At 61.9% G+C, this 16,900-nt stretch carries 12 protein-coding genes and 1 pseudogene; all 13 read right to left on the bottom strand.

The features are described 5' to 3' along the window. Positions 1-25: 25 nt before the first annotated feature. The 13 genes and pseudogenes from mdoH to NVB75_RS21920 all read right to left on the bottom strand — a co-directional run bounded on the left by mdoH (position 26) and on the right by NVB75_RS21920 (position 16,871). Positions 26-2,616: pseudogene (gene mdoH, locus NVB75_RS21980) on the bottom strand (glucans biosynthesis glucosyltransferase MdoH). Continuing rightward, a complete protein-coding gene (locus NVB75_RS21975; protein WP_275710655.1) occupies positions 2,609-4,348 on the bottom strand; it encodes a glucan biosynthesis protein G in 1,740 nt (579 codons plus the stop codon). The pseudogene mdoH and the gene NVB75_RS21975 overlap by 8 nt, the downstream one beginning before the upstream one ends. 267 nt (positions 4,349-4,615) lie before the next feature. Further along, positions 4,616-5,053, bottom strand: a complete 438-nt coding sequence (gene dtd / locus NVB75_RS21970; protein ID WP_008439281.1) for a D-aminoacyl-tRNA deacylase — start codon at positions 5,051-5,053, stop codon at positions 4,616-4,618. Beyond that, positions 5,050-6,021 (bottom strand): prolyl aminopeptidase, encoded by a 972-nt coding sequence (gene pip, locus NVB75_RS21965; RefSeq protein WP_008439282.1) that lies wholly within the window; start codon positions 6,019-6,021, stop codon positions 5,050-5,052. Before pip ends, dtd begins: the two co-directional genes overlap by 4 nt. A gap of 103 nt (positions 6,022-6,124) precedes the next feature. Then, entirely contained in the window at positions 6,125-7,060 is a 936-nt protein-coding gene (locus tag NVB75_RS21960; protein WP_258343286.1) for an alpha/beta hydrolase, read from the bottom strand. A gap of 154 nt (positions 7,061-7,214) precedes the next feature. Next, positions 7,215-8,162 (bottom strand): choline ABC transporter substrate-binding protein, encoded by a 948-nt coding sequence (locus NVB75_RS21955; protein WP_258343284.1) that lies wholly within the window; start codon positions 8,160-8,162, stop codon positions 7,215-7,217. A gap of 259 nt (positions 8,163-8,421) precedes the next feature. After that, a complete protein-coding gene (gene hutG, locus NVB75_RS21950; RefSeq protein ID WP_258343283.1) occupies positions 8,422-9,222 on the bottom strand; it encodes an N-formylglutamate deformylase in 801 nt (266 codons plus the stop codon). Positions 9,223-9,233: 11 nt separating this feature from the next. After that, complete coding sequence (gene hutI, locus NVB75_RS21945; RefSeq protein ID WP_258343281.1) at positions 9,234-10,439, bottom strand: imidazolonepropionase; 1,206 nt, start codon at positions 10,437-10,439, stop codon at positions 9,234-9,236. 16 nt (positions 10,440-10,455) lie between these two features. After that, a complete protein-coding gene (locus tag NVB75_RS21940; RefSeq protein ID WP_017478197.1) occupies positions 10,456-11,865 on the bottom strand; it encodes an amino acid permease in 1,410 nt (469 codons plus the stop codon). Between the two features lie 115 nt (positions 11,866-11,980). Then, the gene (gene hutH, locus NVB75_RS21935; RefSeq protein ID WP_085984627.1) at positions 11,981-13,519 is read right to left on the bottom strand and encodes a histidine ammonia-lyase; all 1,539 of its coding nucleotides are present in this window, start codon (positions 13,517-13,519) and stop codon (positions 11,981-11,983) included. A 19-nt stretch (positions 13,520-13,538) separates the two neighbouring features. Beyond that, a complete protein-coding gene (hutH, locus tag NVB75_RS21930) occupies positions 13,539-15,062 on the bottom strand; it encodes a histidine ammonia-lyase (RefSeq protein ID WP_258343278.1) in 1,524 nt (507 codons plus the stop codon). A gap of 136 nt (positions 15,063-15,198) precedes the next feature. Beyond that, positions 15,199-16,023 (bottom strand): glycine betaine/L-proline ABC transporter ATP-binding protein, encoded by an 825-nt coding sequence (locus tag NVB75_RS21925; protein WP_167662987.1) that lies wholly within the window; start codon positions 16,021-16,023, stop codon positions 15,199-15,201. Continuing rightward, positions 16,020-16,871, bottom strand: coding sequence for a proline/glycine betaine ABC transporter permease (locus NVB75_RS21920; RefSeq protein WP_017478193.1), 852 nt, complete (start codon positions 16,869-16,871; stop codon positions 16,020-16,022). Before NVB75_RS21920 ends, NVB75_RS21925 begins: the two co-directional genes overlap by 4 nt. Positions 16,872-16,900 lie beyond the last annotated feature (29 nt).

Here is a 16,900-nt window from a genome sequence, read left to right as displayed (position 1 = left end):
GGCGACAACAAACGCCCCCGAGGCGTTACCTCGGGGGCGTCTGAATCAGGCCGGTTGAGCCTGGGACGACAGCGGTTTCAATGGCAGCAACGGCGCATGGGGATCGGCCTTGACCGATTCGCGCCAGGCGTTGAGCCATTCAGCATGGCCTTCGTTCCAGACCTGCTCGTGCAAGCGTGCCAGAGCGACCGGGTCGCTCAGCAGAGCCAGGCGCTCGCCGTTGTTGAGGCCGGCCGGGCCGACTTTCAACGCGTGGCGAACACGTTCAACACGCAGCCATTCGATCGGCTCCGCTTGGCCATGACGGGAAGTCGCCAAGGCGCACGCCAGGGCGTTCTGCTGTGGATCGACCACTGCCCGCACAAAGCCGTCATTCAGCGCATGCCAACGGTTTTCGTGGGTGTACTTGTCGGTCGACAACAGCGCCTGGGGCGGGTTGTATTCCTCAGGGATCAAAAACAGGCTCTCGTCGCGAGACTTGAGGCCCAGCTTGACCCGGCTGGAAATCACCGACACCGGAATCGACAGCATCAGCGAACCGACGATTGGCACCAGCCACCACAGGAAGCTTGGGTTCAACCACACCACCAGCAATGCCCAGAAGAAACCGAGCAGGGTCTGCGGGCCGTGGCGCTTTACTGCCTCGCTCCATGGCGTGGAATCGTCGTCACGCTGCGGCGAGTTCCAGGTCGCAGCCCAGCCGAGGAACGCGGCGAGTACGAAACGGGTGTGGAAAATCATCCGCACCGGCGCCAGCAACATGGAGAACAGCATCTCCAGGAGCATCGACAAGGTCACCTTGAACTTGCCGCCGAACTCTTTCGCGCCCTTGGCCCAGATCAGGATGATGCTCAGCAACTTAGGCAGGAACAGCAGCACGATGGTGGTGGAGAACAGCGCCACCGCCTTGTCCGGATGCCATTGAGGCCACAGCGGGTACAACTGGCGTGGCGCCATGAAGTACTGCGGCTCCATCAGCGTGTTGACCGCCAGCAAGGCCGTCGACAGCACCAGGAAGAAGAACCACAACGGTGCCGACAGGTACGACATCACGCCGGTCAGGAACACCGCACGGTGTACCGGGTGCATGCCTTTGACCAGGAACAGGCGGAAGTTCATCAGGTTACCGTGGCACCAGCGACGGTCGCGCTTGAGTTCGTCCAGCAGGTTCGGCGGCAGTTCTTCGTAGCTGCCCGGCAAGTCGTAGGCAATCCACACGCCCCAGCCGGCACGGCGCATCAGCGCCGCTTCAACGAAGTCGTGGGAGAGGATCGCACCGGCAAACGCGCCTTTACCTGGCAACGGCGCCAGGGCGCAGTGCTCGATAAACGGCTTCATGCGGATGATCGCGTTGTGGCCCCAGTAGTGGGATTCACCCAACTGCCAGAAGTGCAGACCGGCGGTAAACAGCGGGCCGTACACACGGGTCGCGAACTGCTGCATGCGCGCATACAGGGTGTCCATGCCCGACGCACGTGGCGCGGTCTGGATAATCCCGGCATCCGGTGTGGCTTCCATCAGGCGCACCAGGCTGGTCAGGCAGTCGCCGCTCATTACGCTGTCGGCGTCGAGGACCACCATGTACTTGTAGTCACCGCCCCAGCGACGGCAGAAGTCGTCGAGGTTGCCGCTCTTGCGTTTGACGCGACGGCGACGGCGGCGATAGAAGATCTTGCCGAAGCCACCGGCTTCGCGGCATACGTCGAGCCAGGCTTGCTGCTCGGCGATGCAGATGTCGGCCTCGTTACTGTCGCTGAGGACGAAGAAGTCGAAACGGTCCAGATCACCGGTGGCGGCTACCGACTCGAACGTCGCGCGCAGGCCGGCAAATACCCGGGGCACGTCTTCGTTGCAGATCGGCATCACCAGGGCGGTGCGGGCGTCTTTCGGAATCGGCTCGTCACCGGCACTTTTACCGGAGATACGGTATTTATCGTGACCGGTCAGCAGTTCCAGGAAGCCCATCAGCGCGGTCCAGAAACCGGCCGAAACCCAGCAGAACAGAATCCCGAACAGCACCAGGATGCTGGTTTGCAGGGCGTAAGGCAGAACCTGGGTAGCGGTTTGCAGCAAGGTCTGGTTGCGGATCTCGTCAAAGTCGACGAAGGACCAACCCTGGTACGGCATGATGCCTTTCATGTACCAGCCGGCGACGACCGTCTGGCCGAGCATCAGCACCAGCAGGATGTAACGACGGATCGAACCGACGGTGCGCCAGCGGGCAGCCGGCAGCACGCGCTCATCCTTCGGCGGTGCCGGTGGATTGGTGCGGCCGGTCAGGCGGCGCCAGCCACGCACCAGGATATTGGTACGCCACGGCTCGGGCACGACCTTGGTCCGACGGATCGGCGGTGTGGCCTTGAGGCAAACCCGACCGCTGGCGTCGAGCGCCAGCATTTCGGCGTCTTGCAGCTCTTCGGCGGTGTTGAGGGTCAGCCGCGCGCCGACCGACGCTTGGGCAGCGTCGGCAGGTGCGTCGAACGTGGACGATGACAGGCGCTTGTGCAATTCACTGAAGGACTCGCAGCCCGCCAGTTCGGCGCGCTGCTCATCGGTCATCGGTAGATGCGCCAGGTACTCGGCAAGCGTCTCTGGCTGGACTTGAGAATTACTCATCGGCAGACAACTGATAGCTCCAGGTTTCGGTCAGGACTTGTTCTGTCTTGGCCGGCTCCGGTGTGGCTGGGGCCGCAGCTTCGGGCTGCTTGGCATCCTTGTCTTTGGCTTCTTTCTTGGCGGCTTTCTCGTGCTGCTTGGCCAAGACCTTGTCAGCTTTAAGCACTTGGGTCGAAACCTTCTCAGGCTCAGGCGTCACGATGTCCTGGACCAGGGCAGCGCGCATTTCAGTCGGCTTGCCTGCGTCCTTGATCTTCATGCGCAAGGTCAGGCGCCAGCCTTGGGTGTGCGGGTTGTAGCGCACGCTGTTTTCAACGATTTCGGCGTTGTCGCCCACGCTGACCTGGCTGCGAACCGGTGCGTCAGCTGGCAGTTTCTTCAGGGACGGGCCCTCGAAGTCCACCAGGTAAGCCACGCTGCCGTCTGGCTGACGGATCAGGTTGGATTGCTTGACGTCGCCGGTGGAACGCAGGGTCTGCTTGACCCAGGCGCTTTCAGGCGAATGGAACTCGGCGTCGTTCAATGTCCAGTGCAGGCGGTAGGCAACATCCAGCGGCTTGCCTGGCTCCGGCAGTGTTTCCGGGCTCCAGAAGGCAACGATGTTGTCGTTGGTTTCATCGGCGGTCGGAATCTCTACCAGGTCGACGGAGCCCTTGCCCCAGTCACCTTCAGGCTCGATCCAGGCGCTTGGGCGCTTGTCGTAGTTGTCGTCGAGGTCTTCGTAGTGGCTGAAGTTGCGACCACGTTGCAGCAGGCCGAAACCGCGCGGGTTTTCCACGGTGAAGTTGCTGACCGACAGGTGTTTAGGGTTGTTCAGTGGACGCCAGATCCACTCGCCGTTGCCGGCATGGATCGACAGGCCGCTGGAATCGTGCAGCTCGCGACGGTAGTTAAGGACCTTGGACGGCTGGTTGGCGCCGAACAGGAACATGCTGGTCAGCGGAGCGATGCCCAGCTTGGTGACCTTGTCACGCAGGTACATCTGGGATTTGACGTCGACAATGGTGTCGGTGCCAGGACGCAGGATCAGGCGATAAGCGCCGGTGGCCCGTGGCGAATCCAGCAAGGCGTAGATCACCAGCTGCTTCTCACCCGGCTTTGGACGTTCGATCCAGAACTCGGTGAAGCGCGGAAACTCTTCGCCGGACGGCAAGGCAGTGTCGATCGCCATGCCACGTGCAGACAGGCCGTAGACCTGATCTTTACCCACGACGCGGAAATAGCTCGCGCCGAGCATGGTCATGATTTCGTCTTGCTTGTCGCCCTTGTTGATCGGGTACAGCACACGGAAACCGGCATAACCCAGCTGTTCTGTGGACTTGGGATCAAACTTGACGTCGCCGAAATCGAAGCGGGACGGGTCGTACTTGATTTCCTGGACGCTGTCGGCAGTGACTTCGTTGATTTTCACCGGTGTATCGAAGTGCATACCCTGGTGATAGAAGGACAGCTTGAACGGGGTGTTTTGATCGGCCCACTCGGCTTTTTCGTTGCGGAAACGAATTTTCTGGTAATCAGCGAATTTCATTTCGCGGAATTCGTTCGGCAAATTGCTGCGCGGAGCTTCGTATTTCTGCCCGGCCAGCTCTTTAGCCTTGGCCGACACATCATCCAGACTGAATGCCCACAGTTGACCCGCGCCGAACAGGCAAAACAGGGCAGAGCCCGTTACCAGTGCGTTTCGTAACCGTTTGGCAGACAATTTTGGTGCATTACAGGGACTAACAATCACGAGCAACCCTCGCCGAAAACAGATCAAAAAACCAACGGCCAGCTATCTATATGCCAGGTTGGCGAGCATTGTTCCGACTCCCATGGGGCTAAATGATTCCCCAACAGCCATCGGACAAGTCTCTACCTAAGTCAAAAATGGACCAATCAACGCTGATCCCCGTAGCGCGCGATTATCTAGTAGCCCGCGTGACAACGCATCAGGGTCAGCGAAGTATTTGTAGCGAAAACCCGGTTTTTTGGGCATTACAAGTCGTTTTCAGTACATTCACGTCTGTAACAGGAAGGTGACCGGCCCGTCATTGACCAAATGCACCTGCATATCCGCGCCAAAACGCCCTGCCGCTACCGTGCCATGCAATTGTTGCGCTTGTAACAACAGGTAGTCGAAAAGTGCCTCGCCCACCGCCGGCGGTGCCGCCGTGGAGAAGCTGGGACGCAAGCCGCTCTTGGTGTCTGCCGCCAGGGTGAACTGCGACACCAGCAGCAAACCGCCGCCAATGTCTTTCAAGGACAAGTTCATCTTGCCCTCGTCGTCGCTGAACACCCGATAGTTAAGCAGCTTATGCAGCAGCTTGTCGGCGCTGGCCTGGGTATCTGAAGGCTCGACAGCCACCAGAACCAGCAAACCCTGGTCTATCGCCCCCACCACCTGCCCTTCTACCTCGACCCGGGCGCCGCGCACCCGTTGCAAAAGCCCCTTCATGCTTCTTCAGGCGGCAAATCAAGCAGGCGCCGTGCCATTTCACTCGCCGCACGCACCAGCGCATCGGTGATTCCGGGTTCGGACGCCGCATGGCCGGCTTCGCGGATGATCTGCAGCTCGCTGTTGGGCCAGGCTTGATGCAGTTCCCAGGCGTTATCCAGCGGGCAGATCATATCGTAGCGGCCATGCACGATTACGCCAGGCAGATGGGCGATCTTGTGCATGTCGCGAATCAGCTGGTCGGGCTCAAGGAACGAGTTGTTGGTGAAGTAATGGCATTCGATACGCGCAATCGACAGGGCGCGCTGGGGCTCGGAGAAACGCTCGATCAATTGCGGGTTCGGGCACAGGCCCAACATGCGGCCTTCCCACGTGGACCAGGCCTTGGCGGCGTGCATCTGGGCAATCTGGTCATTGCCGGTCAGGCGCTTGTGGTAGGCGCTGAGCAGGTCGTGACGCTCTTCCGCGGGGATGGGCGCGAGGTAGTCCTGCCAGTAATCCGGGAACAGGCGGCTGGCGCCGGCCTGGTAGAACCATTGAATGTCCTGGGGGCGGGCCAGGAAAATGCCCCGAACGATCAAGCCATGCACGCGCTCCGGGTGGGTTTGCGCGTAGGCCAGGGCCAGGGTCGAACCCCAGGAACCGCCGAACAACACCCATTTCTCGATGCCCAGGTGCTCGCGGATCCGCTCAAGGTCGGCCACCAGGTCCCAGGTGGTGTTGTTTTCCAGGCTGGCCCGTGGGGTGGAGCGCCCGCAGCCACGCTGATCAAAAGTAACAATTCGGTACAGATTGGGATCGAAATAGCAGCGGCTATTGGCGTCACACCCGGCGCCGGGGCCGCCATGGATGAACACAACGGGCAAGCCTTCCGGGGAACCGCTTTCGTCGACGTACAGGACGTGGGTTTCATCGACGGCCAGATCGTGCCGGGCGTAGGGTTTGATCTGCGGGTACAAAGTCTGCATTGCGCGCTCCGTAAGGGGTCGAGTTCATCCCTGGGGGGACGTCTATTATTTTGCCGTCTGGCATCATAAACCCGAATTGTGCAATGAGCATGCCCTAGCGGACTTAGAGCTGTGTCAGCAAAACACCACGCAGATAATCCATCAGATAAACGTAGAGCCTATCGACCTCCGCCACCTGGCCCCGGGCCCGTAGACAGCCGTGGATCAGGCCTTTGCCGGGATACATCGTGGCAGCCACCCCGGCAGCCTGGAGGCGCTCGGCGTAGAGCATGCCGTCGTCCCGCAACGGGTCAAACTGGGCGACAGCGATCAGCGCCGGTGGCAATCCGCTGAAATCCACGGCCAGCAATGGCATGGCGTAGGGCGACGGCTTGCCCGGCCCACGCAGGTAAAGGGCGAGGTAGCACTCGGTGTCGGCGGTACTGAGCAGCGGCGCGTCGACGCAGTCGCGGCGGGACGGCAGGTCGGCGGGGCCGCCCAGGCCGGGGTAGATCAGGATTTGCGCCAAGGGCTGCGGTTGATGGTCATCCCGCAGGCCCAGACATAAGGCGGCCGCCAGGTTGCCGCCGGCGCTGTCACCAGCCACCACCAGGCGTTGCAGGTTGACGGGGCAAGGTGCTTCACCCGCCTGAATCGCCTGCCAGACTGCGCGACAATCATCGAAGGCCGCCGGAAAAGGGTGTTCGGGTGCCAGGCGGTAATCGATGGCGATCACCAGCACCTGCAGCGCGTCGGCCAGCTCACCGCAGATAAAGTCGTGGGAATCCAGCCCGCCCACCACCCAGCCACCACCGTGCATATAAAGGATGCATGGCCAGCCGCCATCAGGGGTTGGCGTCGCCGGTTGATAAATGCGTACGCCCACGCCATTCAGGGAAGCGTCTGACACCTGTAACCCTTCGGGCCGCGCCGGGGTGAATGCCTGGCACATGCGGTCATAGCTCCGGCGCAATCCGGCCAGCGATGTGTCGTCGCTGGTGAAGGATTCGGTTTTTTCGACGAAGGCGCACATCTGCGGGGAAATCGGGTAATGGGACATCAAAGGATCGTCCTGAAGATAAAGATTTAACAGCCGCCACAAATCCCATGTGGGAGCGGGCTTGCTCGCGAATACGGTGGGTCAGTCAATACATGTGTGGCTGATCCACCGCATTCGCGAGCAAGCCCGCTCCCACATTTTGATCTTCATTTGCTCAGGGCTTGAGGCTGGCCTGCACCGCCGCCACGCCGTCTTTTCCATCCAGGGTCGTTACACCTGCCAGCCAGCGCTGCAAATCCTCGGGGTTGTCGCGCAACCATTGTTTGGCCACCTCCTGCGGCGTCTTGCGGTCCATGATCGGTACCATCAACTGGCTTTCCTGGGCCGCGGTGTAGGTCAGGTTTTCCAGCAGGCGGGTCACGTTGGGGCAACGCTCGGCGTAATCCGGCGCCGTCACCGTGGAGACCGTGGCCATGCCTTCGTTGGCGCCGAACACATCTTCACTGCCGGTCAGGTAAGCCATTTTCATGTTGATGTTCATCGGGTGCGGGGTCCAGCCGACAAACACCACGAACTCCTTGCGATTCACCGCCCGCTGCACGGCTGCCAGCATGCCCGCCTCCCCGGAGGCCACAAGCTTGAAGCCGCCGAGGCCGAAGCGGTTGCTGTCGATCATTTTCTGGATATCGGTATTGGCGCCGCTGCCCGGCTCGATGCCATAGATCTTGCCGCCCAGTTTGTCCTTGAAGCGGGCAATGTCGGCAAAGGTCTTCAGGCCTGCGTCCGCAACATACTGCGGCACCGCCAAAGTCGCTTGGGCGTCGGCCAGGCTCGGCTTGTCGAACACCTTGACCTGGTTGGCCGCGAGGAACGGTGCGATGTTGTTGTCCATCGCCGGTTTCCAGTAGCCCAGGAAGATATCCAGGCGCTTGTCGCGGATGCCGGCAAAGATGATCTGCTGCACGGCGCTGGTTTGCTTGCTGTCATAGCCCAGGCCATTGAGCAGCACGTCGGCCATGCCGCTGGTGGCGATCACGTCAGTCCAGCTGACCACGCCCATGCGCACGACCTTGCACGAGGCCGGGTCGGCGGCCATCGCATTGGCGCTCAGAAGTGCAGCGCCGGTGAGAATCAACAGGCAACGGTTGAACAGGCTTTTCATCGATGCGGTCTCACTCGGCAGTTTTTATTGTGGGAGTGGCGTCTGACGCGCCGTGCCCAACACCTTACCCAGCGAGACCTCGATCAAAGCGACCTGTGGCGACAGGGATTTGCACACAGACGACTTGAGGGATGTGTTGCTGTTGAGGGCCTCTTCGCGAGCAAGCCCGCTCCCACAGTCAACCGTGTTCCTCCTGAAGAAATACGGTCGAATGGGGGAGCGGGCTTGCTCGCGAAGGCTATCTCAGCAGCGACGCCAATCAGGAGTAATGCCGCTTGCCCCACGCCAGGAACCCTTCCAGCAGCTCCTTCAACACCACCCGCGTCGGCTCGGCCAGATCGGCGCGATAACGAAACGGCTCAAACTCCTCCATGTAGGTGCACTGCCCCAACTCCAACTGCACGGCGTGGATGTTCTCGGCCGGGTTGCCGTAGTGCCGGGTGATATGCCCGCCCTTGAAGCGCCCGTTGAGCACATGGCTGTACTGCGGGTGACCGGCACAGATGGTTTCCAGTTGGCTGGCGAGTTGCGGATCGCAGGACGCGCCGTTGAAGGTGCCGAGGTTGAAGTCCGGCAGCTTGCCTTCAAACAGGTGCGGGATCACCGAGCGAATCGAGTGCGCATCGAACAGCAGTGCATAGCCGAACTCGGCCTTGAGCCGGGCCAGTTCGTTCTGCAGGGTGCGGTGATACGGGGTCCATATCTGTTCCAGGTACGTGGTGCGTTCGGCCTTGGACGGTTCCAGGCCTTCGCGGAACAGCGGTACACCGTCGAACAGCGTCGCCGGGTACAGGCCGGTGGTAGCACCGACGTACAGCGGCTTGTCGTCGGACGGCCGATTCAGGTCGATGACAAAACGCGAATACTCCGCCGCCAGGGTGCTGGCGCCCAGCGCTTCGGCGAAGTCATACAGCGTGGGAATGTGCCAGTCGGTGTCCGGCAGGCTTTGCGCCTCGGGGATCAGCCCGGCTTGCACCGTCGGCGTGAGGCGCAGGCCCGCGTGGGGCATGCTGATCAGCAGCGGCACACGGCCTTGTTTGAAGTTCAGAACCTTATCCACAGCAGTACTCCTTAAACGGTGACAACGGCGCCGTGGCGCACGACGCGTTTATCCAGCTCGCCACCCAGCCAGTAGGCCAGGTCAGCGGGGCGATCAATCTGCCAGGCGACAAAATCCGCAACCTTGCCCACCTCCAGCGAACCGTGGCTGTCGCCCAGGCCCAAGGCGGTAGCCGCATGTTGCGTGGCGCCGGCCAGGGCTTCTTCCGGGGTCATGCGAAAGAGCGTGCAGGCCATGTTCAGCATCAAGCGCACCGACAATGCCGGCGAGGTGCCCGGGTTGAGGTCGCTGGCGATGGCGATCTTCACACCGTGCTTGCGCAGGGCGTCCATCGGCGGCAGCTGGGTTTCCCGCAGAAAGTAGAACGCCCCCGGCAGCAACACCGCGACGGTGCCGGAAGCGGCCATGGCGATGGCGTCTTCCTCGGTCATGAATTCCAGGTGGTCCGCCGACAGCGCCTGATAACGCGCCGCCAGGCTGGAACCGTGCAGGGAGGACAACTGCTCGGCGTGCAGCTTTACCGGCAAGCCGAGCTTGTGTGCAGCGATGAAGACCCGCTCTACCTGCTCCGGTGAAAACGCCAGGTATTCACAGAAGGCGTCGACCGCATCCACCAGACCTTCCGCTGCCAGTGCCGGGAGCATTTCAGCGCAAATGTGTTCGATGTAAGCATCGGCACGGTCCACGTACTCCGGCGGCAATGCGTGGGCTGCCAGGCAGGTGCTGCGTACGCTGACCGGCAGCTCGGCGCCGAGGCGGCGGATCACCCGCAGAATCTTGCGCTCGCTGGCCAGATCCAGGCCGTAGCCGGACTTGATCTCGACGGTGGTTACACCGTCCCGCAGCAAACTGCGCAGGCGCTTGCGGCTGCTTTCGAACAGCTCATCTTCGGTGGCCGCCCGCGTGGCGCGCACGGTGCTGGCAATACCGCCACCGGCCGCTGCGATTTCGGCGTAGCTCACGCCTTCCAGCCGCTGCTCGAACTCGCCGCTGCGATTGCCGCCGAACACCGTATGGGTGTGGCAGTCGATCAGCCCGGGCGTGACCCACGCCCCTTGCAGGTCATGGGTGGTCGTGTAGTCCGCCTTCGGCAGTTCAGCGCGCGGGCCGATCCACTCGATGAGCGTGCCCGAGGTCACGATGGCGGCATCCTCGATGATCGAGTACTTGCCCTGGGCCATGGTTGCGACGTGGCAGTGTTGCCAAAGCGTTTTCATCAACGCCTCCGTTGGGTTATCGATGAGACAAAGCCGGGTCGTAATGAACCTTGGCTGTTTGCCCGGCGGCGGGTTTGACCCACAGCAGATAGGCAACGATCAGCAAGACGATCCACACGGCACCGACCATAAGGGCGGCCTGGGTGTCCGGGAAGTAACCCAGCACGCCGAAGATAAACAGCATGAACACGATGGCCGCCGCTGGCGCGTAGGGCCAGAACGGCACCGGGAATTTCAGCTCGGCAATCTGTTCTTTGGTCATCGAGCGACGCATGGCGACCTGAGTGACCAGGATCATCAGCCACACCCACACCGTGGCGAAGGTCGCAATCGAGGCGATGACGAGGAACACGTTTTCCGGGATCAGGTAGTTGAGCACCACACCGCCGAGCAACGCGGCGCCCATCACCACCACGGTCATCCATGGCACGCCCTGGCTCGACAGTTGGGCAAAGCCTTTGGGCGCCTGCCCTTGCTGGGCCAGGCCGTACATCATGCGACCGGCGCCGAAGATGTCGCTGTTGATGGCCGAAACGGCGGCGGAGATCACCACGATGTTGAGGATGGTCGCCGCCGAGCCTATCCCCAGGTTGCTGAAGATCTGCACGAACGGGCTGCCCTGGCTGCCGATCTGCGGCCACGGGTAGATCGCCATCAGCACAAACAACGTCAGCACGTAGAACAGCAGGATGCGCAGTGGCACGGCGTTGATCGCCTTGGGGATCACCCGCTGCGGGTCCTTGGCTTCGCCGGCGGTGATGCCGATGATTTCGATGCCGCCAAAGGCAAACATCACCACCGCGAAGGACGCAATCAAGCCACCCACGCCGTTAGGCATGAAGCCGCCGTGGGCCCACAGGTTGCTGAGGCCGGTGGCCGGTGCTTCGCCGGCCGAGTGAATGCCGAACAGCATGATGCCGAAGCCGCCGAGGATCATCGCGACGATGGCGCCGACCTTGAGCAGCGACAGCCAGAACTCCATTTCGCCAAAGACTTTGACGTTGCACAGGTTCAGGCCGCCGATCAGCAGCACGATGCCGAGCACCCAGACCCAACGCGCGACTTCGGGAAACCAGAAGCCCATGTAGATGCCGAAGGCGGTGACGTCGGCGAGGCAGACGATGATCATTTCAAAGGCGTAGGTCCAGCCGAGGATAAAGCCGGCCATTGGGCCCAGGTAAGTGCTGGCGTACTGGCCGAAGGAGCCGGACACCGGGTTGTGCACGGCCATTTCACCGAGGGCGCGCATGACCATGAAGACGGCGGCGCCACCGATCAGGTAGGCCAGGAGTACGGCAGGGCCGGCCATCTGGATGGCGGAGGCAGAGCCGTAGAACAGCCCGGTGCCGATGGCGGAACCGAGCGCCATGAAGCGAATATGTCGGGCGGAGAGCCCGCGTTTTAGCGTCTTTTCTTGCTGGTGCATTTCTCGTCCTTAATTATTTTTATCCTGAGAAAATTCGAATCTGTAGAAGATCAAATGTGGGAGCTGTCGAGCCTCAGCGAGACTCGACAGCTCCCACACTGGATCGGTGTCGCTCTTACAAGCTCGGCAGCAATTTCGCCGGCACCAGCTCATTCAGGCAACGTGTTGCCAACAACTCACTGGCGGCGTTGATGTCCGGCGCAAAGAACCGGTCCTTCTCATAAAACGCCACTTTGCTGCGCAGGATCCCGCGCGCCTTTTCAAGGGCAGGCGAGGTTTTCAAGCCATTGCGCAGGTCCAGGCCCTGACACGCCGCCAACCATTCCACCGCCAACACACCGCGGGTGTTTTCGGCCATTTCCCACAGGCGTTTGCCCGCAGCCGGCGCCATGGATACGTGGTCTTCCTGGTTGGCCGACGTCGGCAGGCTGTCGACGCTATGGGGATGGGCCAGCGCCTTGTTCTCGCTGGCCAATGCCGCCGCGGTCACCTGGGCGATCATGAAGCCGGAGTTCACACCGCCGTTGCCCACCAGGAATGGCGGCAGTTGCGACATGTGCTTGTCCATCATCAACGAGATACGACGCTCGCTCAGGGAGCCGATTTCCGCGATGGCCAACGCCATGTTGTCAGCGGCCATGGCCACCGGTTCAGCGTGGAAGTTGCCGCCGGAAATCACGTCACCTTCGGCCGCAAACACCAACGGGTTATCCGATACGGCGTTGGCTTCCACCACCAGCACTTCGGCCGCCTGGCGGAACTGGGTCAGGCAGGCGCCCATGACTTGCGGCTGGCAGCGCAAGGAGTACGGGTCCTGGACCTTGTCGCAGTTCTCGTGGGACTGGGACACTTCGCTGCTTTCACCCAGCAGGGCGCGATACGCGGCCGCAGAGTCGATCTGGCCACGCTGGCCACGGGCAGCGTGAATGCGTGCGTCGAATGGCGAGCGCGAACCCAGTACGGCTTCCACCGTCAGGGCGCCACAGGCCAATGCACCGGCGAACAGGTCTTCGCCTTCGAACAGGCCGCGCAGGGCATAAGCGGTGGAGACCTGAGTGCCGTTGAGCAGGGCCAAGCCTTCTTTGGCGGCCAGGGTCAGCGGCGTCAGGCCGGCGACTTTCAGCGCCTCGGTGGCTTCCAGCCATTCGCCTTTGTAACGGGCCTTGCCTTCGCCCAGCAGCACCAGCGACATGTGGGCCAACGGCGCCAGGTCACCGGAGGCACCCACCGAACCTTTCAACGGAATGTGCGGGTACACCTCGGCGTTGATCAGGGCGATCAGCGCGTCGATGACCTGCCGGCGAATCCCGGAGAAACCACGGCTCAGGCTGTTGACCTTGAGCACCATGACCAGCCGCACCAGCGCATCGCTGATGGGCTCACCCACGCCAGCGGCGTGGGACAGCACCAGGGAACGCTGGAGGTTTTCCAGGTCTTCGCTGGCGATGCGGGTCGAGGCCAGCAAGCCGAAACCGGTGTTGATGCCGTAGGCAGTGCGGTTCTCGGCGAGAATCTGCTCCACACAGGCGACACTGGCTTCGATCTGGGCCGAGGCGCTGTCATCCAGGCTGAGGGTTACCGGCTGCTGGTAGATGGCCCGCAGTTGGGCAAGGCTCAGTTGGCCTGGAATCAGGTTTAGCGCAGTCACATTCATACTCCTTTTGAATTAGGTTTCAGTGCAAATTCGGTAAAACACGGTTCAACAAATCGGAGGCCTTGAGCAACGCGGCGGTGGCTGCGATGTCCGGCGCCAGCCAGCGGTCCTGGTCGTAGGCCGGGACGTGTTCACGCAGCAAACGCCAGGCGGCGTCGGTGCCAGCGCCGAAGCGTTGCTCCTGGAGAAACTCGAACGCCTGGGCTGCCAGCAGGTACTCGATGGCGAGGATCTGGGTGACGTTTTCCAGCACCGAATACAGCTTCAGCGCGGCGTTGGTGCCCATGCTCAGGTGGTCTTCCTGCAAGCCCGAGGTGACGAAGTTGTCGAGCACCGCCGGTTGCGCCAGCTGGCGGTTTTGCCCGCACAGCGAGGCCGCGACGTACTGCACGATCATCATCCCGGAGTTGACCCCGGGGTTGCTCACCAGAAACGCCGGCAAGCCACTCACGTGCGGGTTGATCAGACGGTCCAGGCGGCGCTCGGCGATGGAGCCGATTTCCGCCATGGCGATGGCCAACATGTCTGCCGCCAGGGCCACGGACTGCCCGTGGGGGTTGGCCTGGGACACCACGCGGTAGTTGTCCGGGGTGCCGAGCACCAGCGGGTTATCAGTGGCGCCGTTGAGTTCGGTTTCGATCTGGCGGGTGGCATGTTCCAGTTGGTCGCGGGCGGCGCCGTGCACCTGGGGAATCGAACGGATGCTCAGGGCGTCCTGAGTACGAATGCCTTTGCTGCTGGCGATCACTTCACTGCCGTCCAGCAACGCCCGCAGGTTGATGCCCACTTGCTGCATGCCCGGGTGCGGCTTGAGGGCAATGATTTCTTCGTCGAAGGCGTCGATCTGGCCGCGCTGCGCTTCGAAACTCATGGCACCGATTACGTCGGCCCATTGCAGCAGGCGGTGCGCATCGGCCAGGGCCAGGCAGCTGAGGCCGGTCATGCACGGCGTGCCGTTGACCAGGCACAGCCCGTCCTTGGCACCGAGCACCACCGGCTGCAAACCTTCTTCGGTCAGCGCCTGGTGCGCCGGAACGATACGGCCCCGGTAGCTGACGTCGCCGACGCCGAGCAAGGCGACGCCAATGTGCGCCATGTGGGTCAGGTAACCCACCGAGCCCTGGGACGGCACTTGCGGCGTGATGCCATGGTTGAGCAGCCCCAGCAGCGAATGCACCACCTGCGGATGCAGGCCGGATTTGCCGTGGCTGTAGTTGATGATCGCCGCGCAAATGATCGCGCGGGTTTGCTCCACACTCAGTGGCGCGCCGACGCCGCAGGCATGGCTGAGCAAGGTGTTGCGCGACAGCCGGCTCAGCTGTTCGTCCTTGAGCGACACATTGCACAAGGCGCCCAGGCCGGTATTGATGCCATAGGCGCGCTCGCCGCTGCTGACGATGCGCTGGACGATGGCCTGGGCATTGTCGATGCGAGCCCAGGCGTGGCCCGAGAGTTCGAGGATCGCACCGTGGCGGGCCACGGCGACCACGTCCTGCCAACGCATCGGGGCGTCGGCGATGATGATTTTTTCAGCCTGGGACATCGTTGTACCTTCTTCAATTCTTGTGCAGCCTTACCGGCCTCTTCGCGAGCAAGCCCGCTCCCACATTTGAAATGCATTCCCCTGTGGGAGCGGGCTTGCTCGCGAAGAGGCCAGCCGGCTCACCACAAGATCCGGATCAGACCACCGCAGCCCGCCGCTGAACAAACCGGTCCACATATTCATCCGCCGGCGAGTGCAGGATTTCCCGGGGCGTGCCGACCTGGATCAGCTTGCCGTCCTTGAGGATCGCAATGCGGTTGCCGATGCGCACGGCCTCGTCGAGGTCGTGGGTGATAAAGACGATGGTCTTGTGCAGGGTCTTTTGCAGCTCCAGCAACTGGTCCTGCATCTCGGCGCGGATCAGCGGGTCGAGGGCGCTGAACGCTTCGTCCATCAGGATGATGTCGGTGTCGGCCGCCAGGGCGCGAGCCAGGCCCACCCGCTGGCGCATGCCGCCGGACAGCTGGTGCGGGTATTTGTTTTCGTAGCCTTTGAGGCCCACGGTTTCGATCCAGTGCAACGCACGCTCGGCGCACACTTGCTTGGTTTCGCCGCGCACTTTCAGGCCATAGGCGACGTTGTCCAGCACGCTCTTGTGGGGCAGCAGGCCGAAGCTCTGAAACACCATGCTGATCTTGTGCCGGCGGAATTGGCGCAGGGCTTCCATGTCCAGTTGCAGGATGTCTTCGCCGTCCACCAGGATCGCGCCGCTGGTGGGGTCGATCAGGCGGTTGAAGTGGCGCACCAGGGTCGACTTACCGGAACCCGACAGGCCCATGATCACGAAGATCTCGCCGGTGGCGATGCTCAGGGACAGGTCGTTCACACCCACCACGCAACCGGTCTCGGCCAGCACCTGGTCCTTGGTCTTGCCCTGGCCAATCAGCGCCAAGGCCTCCTTGGAACGGTTGCCGAAGATCTTGAATACGTTTTTGACTTCAATCTTGCTGACGGTAGTCATTTGCTCGCCTCATGCCGTGGACGACCATAGGCCTGGGTAATGCGGTCGATGACCACTGCGAGAATCACGATCGCCAGACCGGCTTCAAGGCCACGTCCGACGTTAAGCGTCTGGATACCGACCAGCACATCTTCACCCAGGCCACGGGCACCGATCATCGAGGCGATGACCACCATCGACAGGGCCATCATGGTGGTCTGGTTGATCCCGGCCATGATGCTCGGCAGGGCCAGCGGCAGTTGCACGCCGAACAGTTGCTGCCAGCGGTTGGCACCGAAGGCGTTGATCGCTTCCATGACTTCGCCGTCTACCTGGCGAATGCCCAGGTCGGTCAGGCGAATCAGTGGAGGAGCGGCGTAGATCACCGTGGCGAAAATCGCCGGGACCTTGCCCAGGCCGAACAGCATCAGCACCGGGATCAGGTACACGAAGCTGGGCATGGTTTGCATGATGTCCAGCAGCGGCATCAGCACCGAACGCAGGCGGTTGCTACGGGCCGACAATATCCCCAGGGGAATGCCGATCAGCACCGAGATCACCGTGGCCACCATCATCAGCGCCAGGGTTTGCATCAGCTTGTCCCACAGGCCAACGGCGCCCACCAGGAACAGCAAACCGACGATTACCGCTGTAGTGACGACCTTGCGCGTGGCGTGCCAGGCGATGCCGCCGACAATTGCCAGCATCAGCCACCAGGGTGCTGCGCGCAGCACACCTTCAAGATTGACGATGGCCCACAACAGCGTATCGGAGATGTGCCGGAACACATCACCGTAGTTGGTCACCAGCGAATCAACCCAACTGTTGACCCAATCGGCGATGGAAAACGTAAAACTCTCAGGAAACATAGTGTGCTCTCGATCCAGTGGGTTGTGGC

Origin of the sequence: Pseudomonas sp. CBS (assembly GCF_024734645.1) — a bacterium.
Classification (GTDB): Bacteria; Pseudomonadota; Gammaproteobacteria; order Pseudomonadales; family Pseudomonadaceae; genus Aquipseudomonas.
The sequence above is the reverse complement of the archived record's forward strand: the minus strand, read 5'-3'. Positions and strand labels throughout refer to the sequence as shown.

Coding starts and splice junctions, on each gene's coding strand:
- dtd (WP_008439281.1), bottom strand. CDS start 5,053: ATGAAGGGGCTTTTGCAACGGGTGCGCGGCGCCCGGGTCGAGGTAGAA.
- pip (WP_008439282.1), bottom strand. CDS start 6,021: ATGCAGACTTTGTACCCGCAGATCAAACCCTACGCCCGGCACGATCTG.
- NVB75_RS21960 (WP_258343286.1), bottom strand. CDS start 7,060: ATGTCCCATTACCCGATTTCCCCGCAGATGTGCGCCTTCGTCGAAAAA.
- NVB75_RS21955 (WP_258343284.1), bottom strand. CDS start 8,162: ATGAAAAGCCTGTTCAACCGTTGCCTGTTGATTCTCACCGGCGCTGCA.
- hutI (WP_258343281.1), bottom strand. CDS start 10,439: ATGAAAACGCTTTGGCAACACTGCCACGTCGCAACCATGGCCCAGGGC.
- NVB75_RS21940 (WP_017478197.1), bottom strand. CDS start 11,865: ATGCACCAGCAAGAAAAGACGCTAAAACGCGGGCTCTCCGCCCGACAT.
- hutH (WP_085984627.1), bottom strand. CDS start 13,519: ATGAATGTGACTGCGCTAAACCTGATTCCAGGCCAACTGAGCCTTGCC.
- hutH (WP_258343278.1), bottom strand. CDS start 15,062: ATGTCCCAGGCTGAAAAAATCATCATCGCCGACGCCCCGATGCGTTGG.
- NVB75_RS21925 (WP_167662987.1), bottom strand. CDS start 16,023: ATGACTACCGTCAGCAAGATTGAAGTCAAAAACGTATTCAAGATCTTC.
- NVB75_RS21920 (WP_017478193.1), bottom strand. CDS start 16,871: ATGTTTCCTGAGAGTTTTACGTTTTCCATCGCCGATTGGGTCAACAGT.